Source organism: Streptococcus sp. HN38 (assembly GCF_028335765.1).
Lineage (GTDB): Bacteria > Bacillota > Bacilli > Lactobacillales > Streptococcaceae > Streptococcus > Streptococcus suis_P.
Map to the genome: position 1 here is coordinate 497197 of NZ_CP116604.1, position 18683 is coordinate 515879.

Annotated in this window: 14 protein-coding genes; all 14 read left to right on the top strand. The window is 39.3% G+C overall.

Annotated features, from left to right (window positions below):
• Positions 1–15: 15 nt before the first annotated feature.
• The 14 genes from PHA78_RS02505 (at position 16) to typA (ending at position 18681) form a co-directional block, all read left to right on the top strand.
• Positions 16–1017 carry an aldose epimerase family protein gene (locus PHA78_RS02505; protein ID WP_024377992.1) on the top strand — a complete coding sequence of 334 codons (1002 nt, stop codon included), beginning with the start codon at positions 16–18 and terminating at the stop codon, positions 1015–1017.
• 121 nt (positions 1018–1138) lie between these two features.
• Positions 1139–1393 carry a DUF1912 family protein gene (locus PHA78_RS02510; protein ID WP_002943432.1) on the top strand — a complete coding sequence of 85 codons (255 nt, stop codon included), beginning with the start codon at positions 1139–1141 and terminating at the stop codon, positions 1391–1393.
• A 14-nt stretch (positions 1394–1407) separates the two neighbouring features.
• Positions 1408–1794, top strand: coding sequence for a helix-hairpin-helix domain-containing protein (locus PHA78_RS02515; protein ID WP_024377991.1), 387 nt, complete (start codon positions 1408–1410; stop codon positions 1792–1794).
• 240 nt (positions 1795–2034) lie between these two features.
• Positions 2035–2424, top strand: a complete 390-nt coding sequence (locus PHA78_RS02520; protein ID WP_024375918.1) for a VOC family protein — start codon at positions 2035–2037, stop codon at positions 2422–2424.
• Positions 2425–2525: 101 nt separating this feature from the next.
• Positions 2526–3557 carry a hypothetical protein gene (locus tag PHA78_RS02525; RefSeq protein WP_024375919.1) on the top strand — a complete coding sequence of 344 codons (1032 nt, stop codon included), beginning with the start codon at positions 2526–2528 and terminating at the stop codon, positions 3555–3557.
• A complete protein-coding gene (locus tag PHA78_RS02530) occupies positions 3544–3741 on the top strand; it encodes a hypothetical protein (RefSeq protein WP_024375920.1) in 198 nt (65 codons plus the stop codon). The genes PHA78_RS02525 and PHA78_RS02530 overlap by 14 nt, the downstream gene beginning before the upstream one ends.
• A gap of 59 nt (positions 3742–3800) precedes the next feature.
• On the top strand, positions 3801–6452 hold the full coding sequence (locus tag PHA78_RS02535; RefSeq protein ID WP_024375921.1) for a valine--tRNA ligase: 2652 nt from the start codon (positions 3801–3803) through the stop codon (positions 6450–6452).
• An 81-nt stretch (positions 6453–6533) separates the two neighbouring features.
• Positions 6534–7340, top strand: a complete 807-nt coding sequence (locus tag PHA78_RS02540; RefSeq protein WP_024375922.1) for a Fic family protein — start codon at positions 6534–6536, stop codon at positions 7338–7340.
• Between the two features lie 95 nt (positions 7341–7435).
• Positions 7436–10135 carry a TOTE conflict system archaeo-eukaryotic primase domain-containing protein gene (locus PHA78_RS02545; RefSeq protein ID WP_272158417.1) on the top strand — a complete coding sequence of 900 codons (2700 nt, stop codon included), beginning with the start codon at positions 7436–7438 and terminating at the stop codon, positions 10133–10135.
• Between the two features lie 156 nt (positions 10136–10291).
• Complete coding sequence (locus tag PHA78_RS02550) at positions 10292–12397, top strand: ATP-dependent nuclease (protein WP_029176608.1); 2106 nt, start codon at positions 10292–10294, stop codon at positions 12395–12397.
• Positions 12364–14343, top strand: a complete 1980-nt coding sequence (locus tag PHA78_RS02555; protein ID WP_272158418.1) for a UvrD-helicase domain-containing protein — start codon at positions 12364–12366, stop codon at positions 14341–14343. Before PHA78_RS02550 ends, PHA78_RS02555 begins: the two co-directional genes overlap by 34 nt.
• A gap of 222 nt (positions 14344–14565) precedes the next feature.
• The gene (locus PHA78_RS02560; protein WP_272158419.1) at positions 14566–15624 is read left to right on the top strand and encodes an MmcQ/YjbR family DNA-binding protein; all 1059 of its coding nucleotides are present in this window, start codon (positions 14566–14568) and stop codon (positions 15622–15624) included.
• Positions 15625–15707: 83 nt separating this feature from the next.
• On the top strand, positions 15708–16700 hold the full coding sequence (asnA, locus tag PHA78_RS02565) for an aspartate--ammonia ligase (RefSeq protein ID WP_024375930.1): 993 nt from the start codon (positions 15708–15710) through the stop codon (positions 16698–16700).
• Between the two features lie 133 nt (positions 16701–16833).
• Entirely contained in the window at positions 16834–18681 is a 1848-nt protein-coding gene (gene typA / locus PHA78_RS02570; RefSeq protein ID WP_002943010.1) for a translational GTPase TypA, read from the top strand.
• The last annotated feature ends 2 nt before the right edge of the window (positions 18682–18683 follow it).

Genomic DNA, 18683 nt, shown 5'->3' on the forward strand with positions numbered 1-18683 from the left:
TTATGAGGAAAAGAAATGATTGAAGTAAAAACATTTGGTGAAAAAGCAAAACTGTATTGCTTGGAAAACAAGAATGGGATGCAAGTAACCTTGACGGATTTTGGAGCTAGAGTGGTGGGAGTGTTCCTCCCTGTGGAAGAAGGTGGCAATTTACGAAATGTCAGTTTGGGAGCGGGGGCGGCTGAGGAATATTTGCAGACGGATCCCTATCCCGGGGCAACGATTATCCCTGTGGCAGGACGGATTTCGGATGCTCAGGTGGAAATTGGTGGACACGTTTATCCATTGACAGAAAATGAACCGGGTCGGACCTTGCATGGTGGTATTGGAACGGCAAATGAGCAGTACTGGGACGCTGAGTTAGACCATGAGAGAAATCAAGTTACCTTTGGTATTACCTTAAAAGATGGTTTCAATGGTTTTCCAGGCGATGTGATGGTCAAGGCAATTTATCGTCTGACAGATGCCAATGAGCTCATGGTTGAGTACCGGGCTGTATCGGATAAGGATACGATTTTCAATCCGACCAACCATATCTATTTCAACTTGACTGGTGATTTTCAACGGTCAGTTGCCGAGCACCGTATTAAAATTGCGGCCAATCACTATGCTCCGCTTGGGGAGGATAACCTGCCCACGGGTGTCTTAGAAGATGTGACAGGGACGCCGTTTGATTTTAGAGATTTTGCGCCTTTTGCTCAGGGATTTGATGGCCAATATCCTCAAAATGTATTGGTAAAAGGCTATGACCACCCATGGTTATTGGAAGAGGTGGATATTCCGGTAGAAGTTTTGAGTCCAGATGGGAAAATTGGACTCAGTGTCAAAACCAACCAGCCTGCGGTCGTTATATATACATATAATTTTCCTGTTGAAGCTTTGGCCTGTTACCATGGTGTCTTTAGTTTAGAGTGTCAGGCCTTGCCAAATGCATGCAATGTCGATGGATTTGGTTCGATTTTGTTAGAACAAGGAGAAGAATTTTTGTCTAAAACGACCTATCGTTTTACTTGGTAAAAAAATGGGTAAAAAAATGGGGACTCTAACTGTGTTACAGTTAGGGTTTTCTTGTGTTTTCTAGAAAATATGGTATAATAAACCGGTGTGTTTCAATCGAAGCAGGCGAAAGAGGAAAATAATGACAAAAGAACAAGAATTTTTAAAAGAATTTGAGGCTTGGGTCAACACTCAGGTCATGGTAAACGAGATGGCGGTTGAAGAAAGTCGTCGTGTCTTGGAAGAAGACAAGGATGAGCGGGCAGCGGATGCGTATATTCGTTATGAGAGCAAGCTGGATGCCTATCGATTCATTCAAGGGAAATTTGCCAACTACCATGCTGGCAAAGGTTTTCATGATTTGCCAGATGAGTTGTTTGGCCAAAGACATTATTAAGGAGAGGAGTTAACATGGCAAAGAAAAAAATCAATCGTAAAAAATTATTGAAGAAACAATTGGCAGATCTGAAACGCGCTGGTCGTGTGGGTGCAGTTGTAGGAAGTGAACAAACAGAAGCAGTCGTTCAAAAATCGGCTGCCATTGTAGAAAAAGCTGTTGAGAAAATTAAGGATATTGTAGCAGAGGTGACTTCATCAGTGAATTCATTGGAAGACTTTTTGGCGCTTCCTGAATTGGAAGGCATTGCGGCAGCGCGTTTGGAAACCTTTTATGAAGCAGGTATCAAATCTGTGTCTGACTTTGCAAACCATACAGAAAAAGAGCTCTTGGCCCTTAAAGGTATTGGGCCAGCTACCATCAAGCAGTTGACGGAAAAAGGGATTGAGTTGAAAGCTTAAATCCCTTGCTTTTCAAGGTGCAATTTGTTACAATAAAGCCATTCAGAGGTGTTTTGAGCCCCATTTGTCACAGGAAGCGGTGGTACTGAGAAATCCGCACAAATGTCAAAACTGGTTGCTGATGATGTGAATCGAATAAGCAAAGTGCAGATAATCTATCTGAACAAGGGTGGTACCGCGGAATAACTTCGTCCCTGTCTAGCAAGTCTAGGCGGGGATTTTCATTTGGAAAGGAGAAATATGCTACATCATGTTGAAATTTACGTTTCTGACTTGGAAACTTCGCGTGCATTTTACGACTTTCTCCTGACCAAGCTGGGCTACTCGCTCTATCAGGAGTGGGAGGAAGGGCTATCTTACAAAAAAGCAGAGCAGTACCTGGTCTTTGTCCAAACGCCACAGGATTTCCTAGAGGCAGGTTATCACCGTTGCCGTATAGGTCTCAATCATCTAGCCTTTCATGCGGGAACACCTGATGATGTTGACCAATGGCGGAAGGAATTTTTGACCAGACGAGTCAAACTTCTCTACGACGACCGCTATCCCCACGCAGGAGGACCAGACCACTACGCCCTCTATTTGGAAGACCCGGATGGGATTAAGATTGAGTTGGTGGGGGAGTGGATATGAATAAAGATAGTAATTTCAATTTATGTAAAATTTTCATAAGTCCAACTGTTCGGAAAAAAATGTACAGTGAATAAAATTTATTGAGGTGCTGTAGAGGAAATATGTTTACAAGACAAAATGAGATAATTTCAAGCGAAAGTAGCCCGCCTTCACCAATAAGAAGACGTGCATTTAATGTCGAATTGTATAACCAACAAAAAGAAAATATCTTGGTAAAAAAAATTAAGGCGCAACTAAATAATGCTCCTCTATTTTTGGAAGAATTACAGAAAAATTCACGATACGAACTAGATATGACTCAGTTCTCTGAAATGCTTGCCACTGGTGCTATTCGATTCATGAGAAAAAATAAAACTGGAGAGTCATTGGCGACCCTAGTGGATTCTAGTACAGGTAAAATGTTTGCTCAAGTGCCAATAAAATCAGTTCCGGTAGAACTTGGTTCAAGTATAGCTACAGCTGGACTTAGCCAAAAACTAGAAGATCTTTCAGCAAAATTGGATTTGCTAGAAAGTAAAATAAATCAGGTCAATAGAAATTTTGACTTAAACAGGTATGCCGAAGTTTTATCTGCTAAAGAAAAATATGAGACCGCCCTTCTTATTCAAGATGAGGATACAAGAAAACAATTACTAAGGGAAGCCTATTCTCAGGCTACTAACGCTAAAAATCTGTTATTACAACAGATTTATGATTCTAGGTATAAAATTGAAAAACAGTACGAGGAGTATAGAAATAGAAATCAGCTTCAAAAATGGACATCTAAAAGTTATACTAAGGATGCTAATGAATTAGCAGAAACATGTTTAATGAATTTACAGTATTTGAAAGATACTTTTAGTTTTCAAATAGGATGTTTAACGGAATTGCAGGAATATGAGGCGTTATTTTATTGTTTACTAGATTTTGAGAATATTATATTAGATGATTTCTCTGGGAGAGATGCACTTTTATTAGACGAATTTATTCCGAACTCAAAAAATCCATTTAAGTATTTTTCGAGTGAGGTGCTAGAATCAACAAAATCTTTAACAGAATTTATTGCCAATAATGATGATTTTTTAGAGGTTCATTTTATTCCAGAACAACTTATCATATCTCAAAATAAGGAGGAACTTGATGACTGTGACTAATATATATTTTTGTGAAAAATGTAAGAGAGAGTTAGGGGATGATAAAAAACTTTGTTTTGATTGCCAGAATAAAAAAGATGACAAAGAAAAAACAATTTTTAAATGGATTTTTGGAGGATTCTCATCGCTAGTTGGGGTAGCTCTTATTAAACATTTTTTTGGATCAGATAAAGACAATCTTTGATTTATCTGCATGTAACAAAACTTGTACTTAGTTAATAAAAAAGTTAAGGAGAAAAACTAATGTCAAAAGAATTGTCACCAAAATACAATCCAGCCGAGGTTGAGGCTGGTCGTTACCAGACTTGGTTGGACCAAGATGTCTTTAAGCCGTCAGGCGATACGGAAGCCAAGCCTTATTCTATCGTCATTCCACCGCCAAACGTAACCGGTAAGTTGCACTTGGGACACGCATGGGATACAACACTTCAAGATATTATCATCCGCCAAAAACGCATGCAGGGCTTTGATACCCTCTGGCTTCCTGGTATGGACCATGCGGGGATTGCCACACAGGCTAAGGTTGAGGAACGCTTGCGGGAGCAAGGCGTGACCCGTTATGACTTGGGTCGTGAAAAATTCCTCGATAAAGTCTGGGAATGGAAGGATGAATACGCAGCGACTATTCGTGAGCAATGGGGCAAGTTGGGTCTGTCTTTGGACTACCAACGTGACCGCTTCACGCTGGACGAAGGTTTGTCAAAAGCTGTTCGCAAGGTCTTTGTGGAACTCTACAAAAAAGGCTGGATCTACCGTGGCGAATTTATCATCAACTGGGACCCTGCAGCTCGCACAGCCCTTTCTGATATCGAAGTTATTCACAAAGATGTCGAAGGTGCCTTCTACCACATGAATTACATGTTGGAAGACGGCTCTCGTGCCCTTCAAGTTGCGACAACTCGTCCTGAAACCATGTTCGGTGACGTTGCGGTGGCGGTTAACCCAGAAGATCCACGTTACAAGGACTTGATTGGCAAAAACGTTATCCTGCCAATCGTTAACAAGTTAATCCCAATCGTTGCGGATGAGCACGCAGATCCAGAATTTGGTACAGGGGTTGTGAAAATTACGCCTGCCCACGATCCAAATGACTTCCTTGTCGGTCAACGCCACAATCTGCCACAAGTCAATGTCATGAACGACGACGGTACCATGAACGAGTTAGCAGGCGAATTTGCAGGCATGGACCGCTTTGAAGCACGTAAGGCAACGGTGGCTAAGTTGCAAGAACTGGGAGCCCTTGTCGAAATCGAAAATCGTGTGCATTCAGTTGGTCACTCGGAGCGTACAGGTGTCGTAGTTGAGCCACGTTTGTCAACCCAATGGTTTGTTAAGATGGACCAATTGGCTAAGAATGCCATTGCCAACCAAGACACAGCTGACAAGGTAGAATTTTACCCACCACGTTTCAATGACACCTTCCTACAATGGATGGAAAATGTACACGACTGGGTTATCTCGCGTCAGCTTTGGTGGGGGCATCAAATTCCAGCATGGTATAACGAATCTGGCGAAATGTACGTCGGAGAAGAGGCTCCAGCAGGGGACGGTTGGGTACAGGATGAGGATGTCCTAGATACCTGGTTCAGCTCTGCCCTTTGGCCATTCTCAACCATGGGCTGGCCTGATGAAAACGCAGCTGACTTCCAGCGTTACTTCCCAACCTCAACCTTGGTAACGGGCTACGACATCATCTTCTTCTGGGTGTCACGCATGATTTTCCAGTCGCTTGAGTTCACAGGCCGTCAGCCCTTCAAGAATGTGCTGATCCACGGTTTGATCCGTGACGAAGAAGGTCGCAAGATGTCCAAGTCGCTCGGAAACGGGATTGACCCAATGGATGTCATTGAGAAATACGGTGCGGACGCTTTGCGTTGGTTCTTGTCAAACGGCTCTGCTCCTGGTCAAGATGTCCGCTTCTCTTATGAGAAAATGGACGCTTCTTGGAACTTCATCAACAAGATTTGGAACATTTCCCGCTACATCCTCATGAACAATGAAGGCTTGACTTTGGATGCGGCGCGTGAAAATGTTGCCAAAGTCGCAACTGGTGAGGCTGGCAACGTGACGGACCGCTGGATTCTCCACAACCTTAACGAAACCATTGCCAAGGTCACTGAAAACTTTGACAAGTTCGAGTTCGGTGTGGCTGGTCACATCCTCTACAACTTCATCTGGGAAGAGTTCGCCAACTGGTATGTCGAGCTGACCAAGGAGGTCCTTTACAGCGATAACGAGGCTGAGAAAGTCATGACCCGCTCTGTCCTTCTCTACACGATGGACCAAATCCTTCGCCTCCTCCACCCAATCATGCCGTTTGTGACGGAAGAAATCTTCGCCCAGTATGCAGAGGGCTCTATCGTGGTGGCAGCTTACCCTGTTGTCAACCCAGCCTTTGAAAATGCGGAAGCACATAAGGGTGTGGAAAGCCTCAAGGACTTGATCCGTTCGGTGCGAAATAGCAGAGCAGAAGTCAATGTTGCTCCTTCTAAGCCGATTACCATTTTGATTAAGACGGCAGATAGCGAGCTTGAAACCTTCTTCAAGGCAAATGAAAACTACATCCGACGCTTCACCAACCCAGAGCAGTTGGAAATCAGCTCAATCATTGCTGCACCAGAATTAGCCATGTCAGCCGTTATCACCGGTGCTGAAATCTTCTTGCCACTAGCCGACCTCCTCAACGTCGAAGAAGAGTTGGCTCGTCTGGACAAAGAGCTTGCCAAATGGCAGAAAGAACTAGACATGGTTGGTAAAAAACTCAGCAACGAACGCTTCATCGCCAACGCCAAACCAGAAGTCGTTGAAAAAGAAAAAGAAAAACAAGCCGACTACCAAGCAAAATATGATGCGACAGTAGCGCGGATTGAAGAGATGAAAAAACTGGTTAAGTAGGTAGAATAGGATAAAACACCCAGCCTAAAAAGGCTGGGTTTTGTGGTATAATAAGGCTAGAAATTCAAACAGGAGGAGTCTATGCAAGCAACTTACAATATTGATAATCCCAATCTTTCCTACGAAGCCAAGCAAGAACTCTGGGAAACTGGTTTTGGTCTTCAAAAAGTGGATGGGTTGACTCCGTCTGTTTATATGGAGGAGTTGGCGGATAGGCAAGCTCGTGGAGAGTACACCTATGAGCAGGTGTACGAGGAAATTACGAAATACCACCAGTCAACTGATGCCAGTACGCAAGAAGCAGATATCGTCTCTCTCCGAATTGTTGAAATGCTTTCTCAAAATGGTTTTAGCCTCCGACCAACCACTCTCTTACATATCCACAAAGAGCTCTTTCAGGATATTTTTGATAGCAGTGTTCCAATTGGTGAGTATCGAACGGTTAACATTACAAAAAACGAGCCAGTTTTAAAGGGGGACACTGTGATTTATTCAGATTTTCCACTAATCGCCGCCACTTTGGACTATGATTTCCAGCAAGAAAGGGATTTTTCTTATGCTGGATTAGATAAAAAAGCCATTGTTGCCCATATCCAATCCTTTATTTCAGGAATTTGGCAAATCCACCCATTCCGAGAAGGGAACACTAGAACAATCACAGTATTTCTCATCAAATACCTTCGCTCACTTGGTTTCGACATTGACAACGAACCTTTTCAAAAACATGCCAAATACTTTCGAGATGCCCTTGTACTTGACAATGCTAAGTTAGTCAATAAACGCTCAGCCTTTTTAACCGCCTTCTTTGAAAATCTCCTCTTGAACGGTCAGAATGATCTATCAAGTGAGAGGATGTACGAGGAGTTGGGGATAGATGAATATCAATAAAGACAGGATAGTTTTCAATCCGGAAATAGACCAGTGAATACTTGGGCTTTTGACTTTTCGTTGATAAGCTTGTTAGGCAATTTGGAGGAACTCACATGTCCTATTATTATGAAAAATCAACGGGTAAGGTTGCGAAGCATCTTGCTCGTTTTCCCTATTATGCTACCGATAAGATTCTGAATTTAATGCAATTTCAAGATAACAATCAGCAATTTCTGGTAAGTGATAAGCATTTGTATGATTACTTTGAAGAACAAAAACATCAACTAAGTACCGATGAAAAACTCTCCATTCTGTTCAGCCTATTTAAGGGACGTGTAGATGTTTATGCGAAATCCTATATTGATGAAAATGGAAAAATCAACTATTTTCCTTCTTACAACTATGGTTGGAAAAAACTTCCTGTTGAAAAGAGAACTTGTCAACCCTTGACCAAACAGGTATTGTTGGCTCACCTACGTGGCGAAATCAGTATTGGCATTTTTCCAATGAGTTTATCAGACACGTGTTCCTTTTTGGCGATTGATTTTGATAAAAATAATTGGAGAGAAGAGGTCTCCATTCTAAGAGATACAGCAGAACAACATGGTTTTGAGGGGCATATCGAAATCTCTCGTTCGGGCAATGGTGCTCATCTCTGGTTTTTCTTCGAGGAAGAAATTGCTTGTCAGCAGGCGAGAAATGTTGGAAAAAGACTGCTGGAATTGGCTATGCAGGAGTCAAAAGATATTCGCTTTTCTTCATTTGACCGTATGTTTCCAAATCAAGATATTCTGCCCAAGGGAGGATTTGGCAATCTTATCGCACTGCCCTTACAAGGGGAAGCTTTCAAGAAGGGAAGAACCGTTTTTGTTGATAGGCATTTTCAGCCCTATTTGGAACAATGGAGTTATCTTCAACAGATTAAGAAAATTGAACAGAAGAAAATACTAGATTTCTTAGGACAGGAGTTTTCAGATTCTGTAGATGATACAGTGTTAGATTGTAGCTTATCAAACGTTATTCGAGTTGAGAAGAGGACTATTTCTTCGAAGACAAATTATTTATTGAGAAAGCTGGCATCTTTTTCTAATCCTGAATTTTATTTAAAACAAGCGACTAGACAGCCAACTTATCAGACTCCAGAACGCATCTATTTATTTGAAGAAACGGATGAAGCATTGCATCTTCCAAGAGGAATACTTGCAAGCTTACAAGAAATATTTGAAACAGTAACTATTAGGGACAATCGCAACAGTTTATCTCCGATTCAGATTTCTTTCAAAGGGAGGTTGCGTTTTGAGCAGGAACTTGCTTTGGCAGATCTATTAGCTAGTGAGAATGGCTTACTATGTGCTGAAACAGGTTTCGGGAAGACAGTTTTAGGGGCAGCCTTGATTGCACAAAGGAAGTGCCGAACGCTTATCTTAGTTCATAATCGTCAGCTGATGGAGCAGTGGTTGGAAAGGTTGGGTGAATTTTTAGAGATTGAAGAGAAAGAGGCGGTTCGCTATACTCCTTCAGGGCGTGTAAAAGTAATAGGGCACATCGGACAATACGGGGCTTCTAAAAAATGGAGGAGCAAACTGGTGGATGTGGTTATGATTCAATCTCTCTTCCAATTGGACAATATTTCCGACTTTTTGTCGAATTACGATATGATGATTGTGGATGAGTGCCACCATGTGACAGCCTTGCAGTTTGAAAAAGTAGTTGCTCAATTTGCTGGTCAATATCTATATGGCCTAACAGCAACGCCAGAGCGTAAAAATGGACATCAACCGATTGTCTTTCAACGTATTGGCCCAATTTTACATACTGCCCAATCAGGCCAATACGATTTTAAAAAGAGGTTGCTACTCCGTCTAACATCTTTTGGAAAATTGGACTTAGAACAGTCGAATAGTACGAACTTTTCAGCCCTTAATGATTGGCTTGCCAAAGATTTACATCGCAATACTTTGATTGTGCAAGATATTTTCAAACTATATCAAGAAAAGCGAAACATCCTTGTCTTAGTCAATAGACGGGAACATATAGAACTATTGGAAAAACTACTTATTGAAAAAGAAATGCCCAATATTTTTTGTCTAAGTGGAGCGAGTAAAAGAAGAGATACGAAAGAACTCCTGAAAAGAATCAGTGAGCTAGATGAGAATAGTCCATTTGTCCTCATTTCAACAGGAAAATTTATTGGAGAGGGCTTCGATATGCCAAAGTTGGATACACTAATTTTGGCAGCTCCTTTGTCTTGGAAAAATAACCTCATACAGTATGCAGGGCGGCTTCACCGTCCCTATCGAGGTAAATCTGAGGTGAGAATAGTCGATTATCTAGATATACACGTTCCTTATCTTGAAAGAATGTATCAGAAACGTCAGATAGCCTATCGAAAAATGGCATACCAAGTTGGAGAAAAGGAGCAAACCCAAGTATTATATAGTGGTAGGGATTACGAAGAGAAATTTAGAGAGGATTTGCTGAACACACGTTCAACAGTTCATTTACAATTGCATTCATTCACTTCTAGTAGGATTCAGGAATTATTGGGACTGCTCCTAGGAAAACAAGTCGTTATTCATATTTCCAAAAGCCATAAGTTAAGTGAGTGGCTGACGGGGGTAAACAGTGACAATGTGAAGGTGAAGCTTGTACCAGAAAGGATTGGTACGACCACAGTCATCTTAGATAGTAATCTCGTTTGGTATGGTAATTTATCCCCTTTTATATATCATTCGGATGACCAAGCTAGTTTGTTGAGATTGGAAAGTCAATCTATTGCAACTGAGTTGCTTGAAAAATTTAATGAAGAATAAAAATTTTGAGATCCATGACAATAAATATGATGTGATAGTAGGACGGATTGAAGAGATGAAAAAATTGGTTAAGTAGGTAGAATATGATAAATGCCCATCCTAAAATGGCTGGGTTTTGTGGTATAATGAATGTGTACATTTAAGGAGGAAAAAAGCATGAGAATTGATGAAATTTATATTGATGGGTACCGAAAATTTAATAAGGGGACTATTAATTTAGAACATGGAAATTTTGCTATCTTAGCAGGTGCGAATAATAGTGGAAAAACATCTTTGATACAGTTATTAGATTTTGTGTTTAATAATTCATCTAGACGCTCACTAACTTTTAATGATTTCTCTATAGAATTAAAGGCTTTTCTGGATAAAAAAATTAAAGAATTGAATCTTTCCTCAGAGTTTGATGAAGATAAATTTATGAATTTTATAGAGTGTATTGATAAAAAAATAAAAATAAAACTTCAACTGAAATTATCTTATGATGTAGGAGAACCTATTGGTTTATTTGCAAACTATTTAATGGATTTAGAAGATGATATGCATAATTTTTATTTTGAATACAACTATGGACTTAATACTCAAAAAATACGGAAAGAGTTTATTGAACAAGGTATCAAATCATCTGAAATACTTCGAGAGATTATTGAACGGAATGCCGAGAGTATTTATTTTTATACTGACAAAGATTTTAATAATAAGAAGAATATTGAGTATAAAGAATTTAAAAAGTTATTTCATTTTGAATACATATCTGCGGATAGAGAACTAGATGATGAAAACCTTAAAAATAAAAAGATTACTACGTTAATTCTCTCATCAGCTGATTCTACATGGGATAATAAATTTAATGACTTAAAAAATAAAATTTCTGATAACTTGGATGACTCTAAAATTGATTTGAGTGTTCAAGAAGAAACACAAAAAGTTTTAGCAACTTTAAAAGATAGTCTAGATAATGTATCAAAAAATGAAATTGAAGCTTTGGAAGCAAAATTCAATTTTAATGAAAAGAATTTATTGAACCTTATTAAAGATAGTTTGTTAATTAGCTATTCACATAATTCAGCTGATTTTGTATTCAGTCTGACTGAAGAATCTCAAGGACTTGGAGTTAGTAATTTAATTTATATCAGTCTCCAAATTGATAAATTTAGCAGGGCTATCCAAGAAAATCCACATAATAGTGTTAATCTTTTTGTCATAGAAGAACCTGAAGCACATATGCATATTCAGATGCAAAAAGTGCTAGTTAGCTATATTGAAACTATTTTTAGTAAAACGGATAATGTTCAGGGAATTATTACAACTCATTCTACGGAAATTGTAAAAAATGTAGATGTTAATGATATAAAAGTGATTCGTCCAGAAAAAATTTTTATGAATCGTATAGTTGATTTGCATCTGTTTCTTGTCAAAAATGGAGATAAAGAATTTTATGAAACATTTTTTAAATTGAATTTTGCAGATTTAATTTTTTCAGATGCTGTTATCTTCTACGAAGGAGATGCAGAACGAATGTACTTTGAGAATTTAATTAATAGGAAACAGTTGAAGTATGATAATTTGGCTCGTCAGTATATCAGTTATTGTCAATGTGGAGGAGCATATGCCCATAAATATTTTCCGCTCTTGAATGAATTAGGAATGAAGGCATGTATTTTTACCGATATTGATTACGGTAAAGAACGGGAAGATATAACTGAAATAGAACAAGATAAATCTACTAATGCAACACTAAATTCATTATTATCTGATGCTACAGGGGACATAGGTAGCATATATCGACAGCAGAAACAAATTAGAAGAAATAGTATCGAAATTTTTACACAGACCTCTAAAGATGGGTTTGCGAGGACGTTAGAAGAAGCTATTTTTTATAAATTAATCATTCCAAAATCAAATTACTCTGAAGTAAATATGAGGAAATACAGAGGAAAGTTGATTTCAGGATGGAGTAATGTTAAAAGAGTTAGAAGAATTATAAAATCAAAAAAATATAACATTTCAATGAAGAATAAATATAGAGGTGTATTTGTTAGACATAGTAGGAATTTTTGGGAAGAATTAAAGGACGAAACAAACTTAAAATTCTCAATTTCAAACAAGAAAGCATTCATCAGTATCCGAGATATTGTGAAGAGTTTAAACAAAACAAATTTCATGTATTCTATTATTATGAACAACAAAGTAATCGAAGTATTACCTAACTATATTGAGGAGGGATTGTCATGGCTCGACAAGAAAGTAATTTCTACAGAGTGAATGCTCCAGCGGGTAGTGGGAAAACTTATTTTATAAGTAAGACGATTAATGATATTTTAGGTAAAAAACCATTTGCCAATATTTTATGTATTACCTATACGAATAGGGCTTCAGAGGTAATGCGAGAGCGGATTATTTCACCAAATGTTGAAATATCGACTATTCATAGTTTTTTAAATAATTTTTTAAAGCCATTCTTTAGAAATGAAAAAGTTTTAAATTACTATTTTGAGTTTTATAAAAAAGAAATTAAAACCATTCTTGACTCAAAGCCAGAATTACTTGAAAGGTATAAAGAAGGATTTGACATAAATGGTGATGTTTCTGAAGAAAGAATTAAAGAAAATTTAAAGGAAATCTATTACAATGAACGTCAAAACTCGTTCGTTTTAACTGGAGGGCTGTCACACGATGATTTATTGAATTTTTCGTTCAAGCTAATAGAAAGATTTCCTAAGATTGGTTTTAAGTTACGTGAGATGTATAGCTATATTTTTATTGATGAGGTTCAAGATACCGGTGCGGATATTCTGAGATTCTTTTATAATTCTACTAAGAACAGTTCGACAAAAGTATATTTTCTCGGGGATAAGATGCAAGAGATTTACAATAAGTACGACGGTTCATTCGAGAGGGAATATGCGGAATTTGACGATTCTATTTCTAAAACATTTACTAAAAATTATCGTTCTTCCAAAGAGATAGTTGACTTGTTAAATAATCTGTACATATCTTCTAATAAAGCGGAACAGACTTCTGCTAGAGGTAACAAAGGGAGGCTACCTCGTGTAGTCTTTACAGACGATATTGAACAATACTTATCTGATTATGTTGGAGATTACAAGGAGTTTTACAAATTAAGAACAGTCAATAAGAAAAGATTTGAAAATATCAATAATAGTGGAAAATCAGCTATTGAAATCTACGAAAAGTATCAGGAATTATATCCTAATTATGGCCGTATAAGTGTAATGGATGTTTTGACTAACAGTAACTATGATGAAAACCCTGATGAATTAATGTCTTTTTTAAACTTGTTATTTCAAGTATTGAATGAATATAATAATAAAAATTATGGTGAAGTAATTCGAATCTTAAAGAGTGTTAGAAAAAGCTTACCTTATGGTAAATTGATATCAGTATTTGATGGAAATTTATTGAAAATAGAATTTCATAAGGATAAGGTAAGTCTGAGAGAAAAAATGAATTCCTTCGTTACATTGTTAGAATCTACTCAACCATTGGGAGTTATAATTCAAGAATTGGCGGATAAAAAAATTATCAGCAGTGATTTTTATAATTTCATATTCTTATATGAAAGAAATGGTGAATTTTTATATACAGATTTATTCTGTTACTCAATCGAATTATTTAAATTGATTAATGAATATAATAGAAATCCTATGGTTTCAACTCAGCATGGGGTTAAAGGAGAGGGACATAGAAAGATACTATTTGTGGCAGAAAATTCAAGTAAGCCAGGTATCGAAATATACGAATTTCTAAACCTATTCACAAGTTTTTATAGGCGAAATATTGAATTTAATTTTGATGCTTTTCAAGAGTTTTATTATAATTTCAATCATGATATTGTACTACTGGAAGAAAAAATAGGGAAAAAAATGAGTAAAATTGAAGCAAGTGATAGAAAGGAATACTTTGGTGATTTTCAAACTATCTATAATAGGTATTTAGATAATGAATATTTTAAATTTATCTGTTTAAAGGAAAGTACATTTACTTTTCAAGAGAAAACTGCAATTAAGGATATGAAAGTTATTTTTAATAATAATTTAGTTAGATCAACTTTAACAGCCTATAAACTTTTTTATGTTGGGTGTTCTCGAGCAGAAGAAGAATTGGTTGTATTGATTGATAGTAATAATATTGAAAATATGGAGGAGTTTAAAAACTGTTTTAAACATCTAGGATTTACTTATGATTGATAGATATTGTTAACAATATACATTATATCTTGCAAAATAAACCTGAATGGATGAAATAAAATTAGAAGGATCTAGCATTATGCAGTATAGAGCTATCAGATACTGACAAACTACCAGACGGCAGAAGAATAACGAAGCACTCATTTTGGATTCCTAAAAAATTTTTAAAAGAGGTACTCCTTGGTGAGTGGGATTAGAGTCAAATACATTGAAAGGATTAGTATGAACAAAATCAATTCTTACAAAATCCACCTCCCCTCCCTCATCCCTTTCGGTTTTATCCTCTCCAACAATCGTTACACCTACCGTGAGGTCTTCATGGAGGGGCAGTTTGAGGCGGTGGTGGAGGTTGATGAGGCTGGTCAGCTGTCGTCCTATGTTTGGGATTGTGAGATGGAGGAGATCTATACCGCCCATCTGGTGACTGCGCCAGCTGGGGCTTTTGTGGGGCAGGTGCGTGAGGCTTATCAGTCCATTTTGGCTCGAGTAGAGGAAGCCTGCTGTATCGCTCTGCCATTTACCAAAGACCAAAGCAACCGCATAGCCCAGCTCATCAAGGAGCAGTGGGGCGACCTTCCTGACTATCCCTTTGCCAAGTTACCGACCTATGGGGCTTTTCGCCATCCTGCGAATAACAAGTGGTATGCCTTGGTCAGTCAGATTCCGAGGGACAAGCTGGATGGGAGTGGGTCTAAAGAAGAGGTGGAGATTGTCAATCTCAAGGTCGATGGTCGGGAAATAGCAGAGCTGCTGAGTCAGTCGGGCATCTTCCCTGCCTACCATATGTCGAAGAAGACCTGGGTGTCGGTCTTGCTGGATGATACGGTGGAGGACCAGACGGTGTTTGCCCTCCTTGAAAAAAGTCGCTATCTGGTAGGACCAAAAACCTACAAGGCGGAGCAAGGGCCTGATTACTGGGTTATTCCAGCCAATCCAAAGGTCTATGATATTGATACCGAATTTGCGGAAAATAAGGTAGTCTATTGGCCGCAAAAATCAACCATTAAAGTCGGGGACATCGTTGCCATCTACGTGACGGCGCCGGTACAGGCCATTCGTTATGTTTGTCGTGTCTTAGGAGCAAACTTGGAAAATCATGGAGAGTCAGATATTCCGACAGAAAAGAAACTCATGCAGGTGGAATTGCTCGCTCAGTTTTCCGATGATGTTTTGCCGAGAGCGCGCATGATGGACTTGGGAGTCAAGGCGGTGCGTGGTCCTAGACGGTTGACAGAAGAGTTTATTCGATACCTGACATCGGTGGTTAAAAACATTTATTAAATTATCAGAATATTTAATAAAAAGACTTTACAAGTAGGTAAAAAAGAGTATAATAAGGTGTATAAATTTTAAGGAGGTAAGGTATGAAGAAAAGCTTCATTCATCAGCAAGAGGAGATTTCTTTCGTCAAAAATACATTCACTCAGTATTTGAAAGACAAGCTAGAAATCGTAGAAGTGCAAGGACCGATTTTGAGTCGTGTCGGGGATGGTATGCAGGATAATTTGTCCGGTGTGGAGAATGCGGTTACTGTTAATGTGAAGCTGATTCCAGATGCGACCTATGAAGTGGTTCACTCACTTGCTAAGTGGAAGCGTCATACCTTGGCTCGCTTTGGATTTCACGAAGGAGAAGGTCTTTTTGTACATATGAAAGCCTTGCGTCCAGATGAGGATTCCTTGGATCCGATTCACTCGGTGTATGTGGATCAGTGGGACTGGGAAAAGGTCATCCCTGATGGTCGTCGCAACTTGGCTTATTTGAAGGAAACGGTCGAACAAATCTATAAGGCCATTCGATTGACAGAGCTTGCAGTTGAAGCTCGTTATGATATTGAGTCTGTTTTACCTAAGAAAATCACCTTTATCCACACGGAGGATTTGGTGAAGAACTTCCCAGACTTGACACCAAAAGAGCGTGAGAATGTGGTTGCCAAAGAATACGGTGCGGTTTTCCTAATCGGTATCGGCGGTGAACTGGCAGATGGTAAACCACATGATGGACGTGCACCAGACTATGATGACTGGACCAGCCCTTCTGAGCCAGGCTACAAGGGATTGAATGGTGATATCTTGGTTTGGAACGAAGCACTTGGATCAGCCTTTGAGTTGTCCTCAATGGGGATTCGTGTGGATGAAGAAGCGCTGAAGCGCCAGGTTGCTATTACAGGTGACGAGGACCGTTTGGAATTTGATTGGCATCGTGCCCTTTTGAATGGACTCTTCCCGCTGTCTATCGGTGGCGGTATCGGCCAATCCCGTTTGGCCATGTTCTTACTTCGTAAGAAACATATCGGAGAAGTGCAGTCCAGTGTTTGGCCACAGGAAGTGCGAGATAGTTTTGAAAATATTTTGTAAGAGGTTGATTTTCAATCTCTTTTCTTTTTCTTCCAATCAACTACCTGAAAACATTTACAACAAGATTATCTGTGATTTTTGCGCTAATCTATGATATACTTTTTTAGTTAAATTAAAATATATAGAGGATATTATGACAAAACTTAGAGAAGACATCCGTAACGTAGCCATTATTGCCCACGTTGACCACGGAAAAACAACCCTCGTTGATGAATTATTGAAACAATCCCAAACACTTGATGAACGTACGCAGTTGGATGAGCGTGCCATGGACTCAAACGACATCGAAAAAGAGCGTGGAATCACTATTCTTGCTAAAAACACTGCTGTAGCTTATAACGGTACACGTATCAACATCATGGACACACCGGGACACGCGGACTTCGGTGGTGAGGTTGAGCGTATCATGAAAATGGTTGACGGTGTTGTCCTTGTTGTCGATGCCTACGAAGGTACCATGCCACAGACCCGTTTCGTATTGAAAAAAGCCCTTGAACAAAACTTGACACCAATCGTCGTTGTTAACAAAATTGACAAGCCATCTGCTCGTCCAGAAGAAGTTGTGGATGAAGTGCTTGAACTCTTCATCGAATTGGGTGCAGATGATGACCAGTTGGAATTCCCAGTGGTTTACGCATCAGCTATCAACGGAACTTCATCTTTGTCTGACAATCCAGCGGACCAAGAAGAAACAATGGCACCAATCTTTGATACCATCATTGAGCATATCCCTGCACCAGTGGATAACTCAGATGAACCTTTGCAGTTCCAAGTATCCCTTTTGGACTACAATGACTTCGTAGGTCGTATCGGTATCGGTCGTGTCTTCCGTGGTACTGTTAAAGTTGGTGATCAAGTTACCCTTTCTAAACTAGATGGCACAACCAAAAACTTCCGTGTTACAAAACTCTTTGGTTTCTTCGGTCTTGAGCGTAAGGAAATCCAAGAAGCTAAAGCTGGTGATTTGATTGCCGTTTCTGGTATGGAAGACATCTTCGTTGGTGAAACTGTGACTCCGACAGATGCGGTTGAGCCACTTCCAGTTCTTCGTATCGATGAGCCAACTCTTCAAATGACTTTCTTGGTCAACAATTCACCATTTGCTGGTCGTGAAGGTAAATGGGTAACATCACGTAAAATTGAAGAGCGCCTTTTGGCGGAATTGCAAACGGACGTTTCTCTCCGTGTTGACCCTACAGACTCGCCAGACAAATGGACTGTTTCAGGTCGTGGTGAATTGCACTTGTCTATCTTGATTGAAACCATGCGTCGTGAGGGCTATGAGCTTCAAGTATCACGTCCAGAAGTTATCATCAAGGAAATCGACGGCGTGAAAATGGAGCCATTCGAGCGCGTGCAAATCGATACTCCAGAAGAATACCAAGGTTCTGTTATCCAATCTCTATCTGAGCGTAAGGGTGATATGTTGGATATGGTTGCGACAGGTAATGGTCAAACTCGTCTTGTATTCCTTGTTCCTGCGCGTGGTTTGATTGGTTATTCAACAGAATTCCTTTCAATGACTCGTGGTTACGGTATCATGAACCATACTTTCGACCAATACTTGCCAGTTGTTCAAGGTGAGATCGGTGGTCGTCACCGTGGTGCCCTTGTTTCTATCGATCAAGGTAAGGCAACAACATACTCAATCATGCGTATCGAAGAGCGTGGTACAATCTTCGTTAACCCAGGTACTGAGGTTTATGAAGGAATGATTATCGGTGAAAACTCACGTGAAAATGACTTGACCGTTAACATTACGACTGCTAAACAAATGACCAACGTTCGTTCAGCTACCAAAGACCAAACGTCAGTTATCAAGACACCACGTATCTTGACTCTTGAAGAATCACTAGAATTCTTGAACGATGATGAGTACATGGAAGTAACGCCTGAGTCTATCCGTCTTCGTAAGCAAATCTTGAACAAGGCAGAGCGTGATAAGGCTGCGAAGAAGAAAAAATTAGCGACTGAGGAATAATT

Excerpts from the sequence above, each read along its gene's own strand:
- PHA78_RS02505 (WP_024377992.1), top strand. The coding sequence starts at position 16 with ATGATTGAAGTAAAAACATTTGGTGAAAAAGCAAAACTGTATTGCTTG.
- PHA78_RS02510 (WP_002943432.1), top strand. The coding sequence starts at position 1,139 with ATGACAAAAGAACAAGAATTTTTAAAAGAATTTGAGGCTTGGGTCAAC.
- PHA78_RS02515 (WP_024377991.1), top strand. The coding sequence starts at position 1,408 with ATGGCAAAGAAAAAAATCAATCGTAAAAAATTATTGAAGAAACAATTG.
- PHA78_RS02520 (WP_024375918.1), top strand. The coding sequence starts at position 2,035 with ATGCTACATCATGTTGAAATTTACGTTTCTGACTTGGAAACTTCGCGT.
- PHA78_RS02525 (WP_024375919.1), top strand. The coding sequence starts at position 2,526 with ATGTTTACAAGACAAAATGAGATAATTTCAAGCGAAAGTAGCCCGCCT.
- PHA78_RS02530 (WP_024375920.1), top strand. The coding sequence starts at position 3,544 with ATGACTGTGACTAATATATATTTTTGTGAAAAATGTAAGAGAGAGTTA.
- PHA78_RS02535 (WP_024375921.1), top strand. The coding sequence starts at position 3,801 with ATGTCAAAAGAATTGTCACCAAAATACAATCCAGCCGAGGTTGAGGCT.
- PHA78_RS02540 (WP_024375922.1), top strand. The coding sequence starts at position 6,534 with ATGCAAGCAACTTACAATATTGATAATCCCAATCTTTCCTACGAAGCC.
- PHA78_RS02545 (WP_272158417.1), top strand. The coding sequence starts at position 7,436 with ATGTCCTATTATTATGAAAAATCAACGGGTAAGGTTGCGAAGCATCTT.
- PHA78_RS02550 (WP_029176608.1), top strand. The coding sequence starts at position 10,292 with ATGAGAATTGATGAAATTTATATTGATGGGTACCGAAAATTTAATAAG.
- PHA78_RS02555 (WP_272158418.1), top strand. The coding sequence starts at position 12,364 with ATGGCTCGACAAGAAAGTAATTTCTACAGAGTGAATGCTCCAGCGGGT.
- PHA78_RS02560 (WP_272158419.1), top strand. The coding sequence starts at position 14,566 with ATGAACAAAATCAATTCTTACAAAATCCACCTCCCCTCCCTCATCCCT.
- asnA (WP_024375930.1), top strand. The coding sequence starts at position 15,708 with ATGAAGAAAAGCTTCATTCATCAGCAAGAGGAGATTTCTTTCGTCAAA.
- typA (WP_002943010.1), top strand. The coding sequence starts at position 16,834 with ATGACAAAACTTAGAGAAGACATCCGTAACGTAGCCATTATTGCCCAC.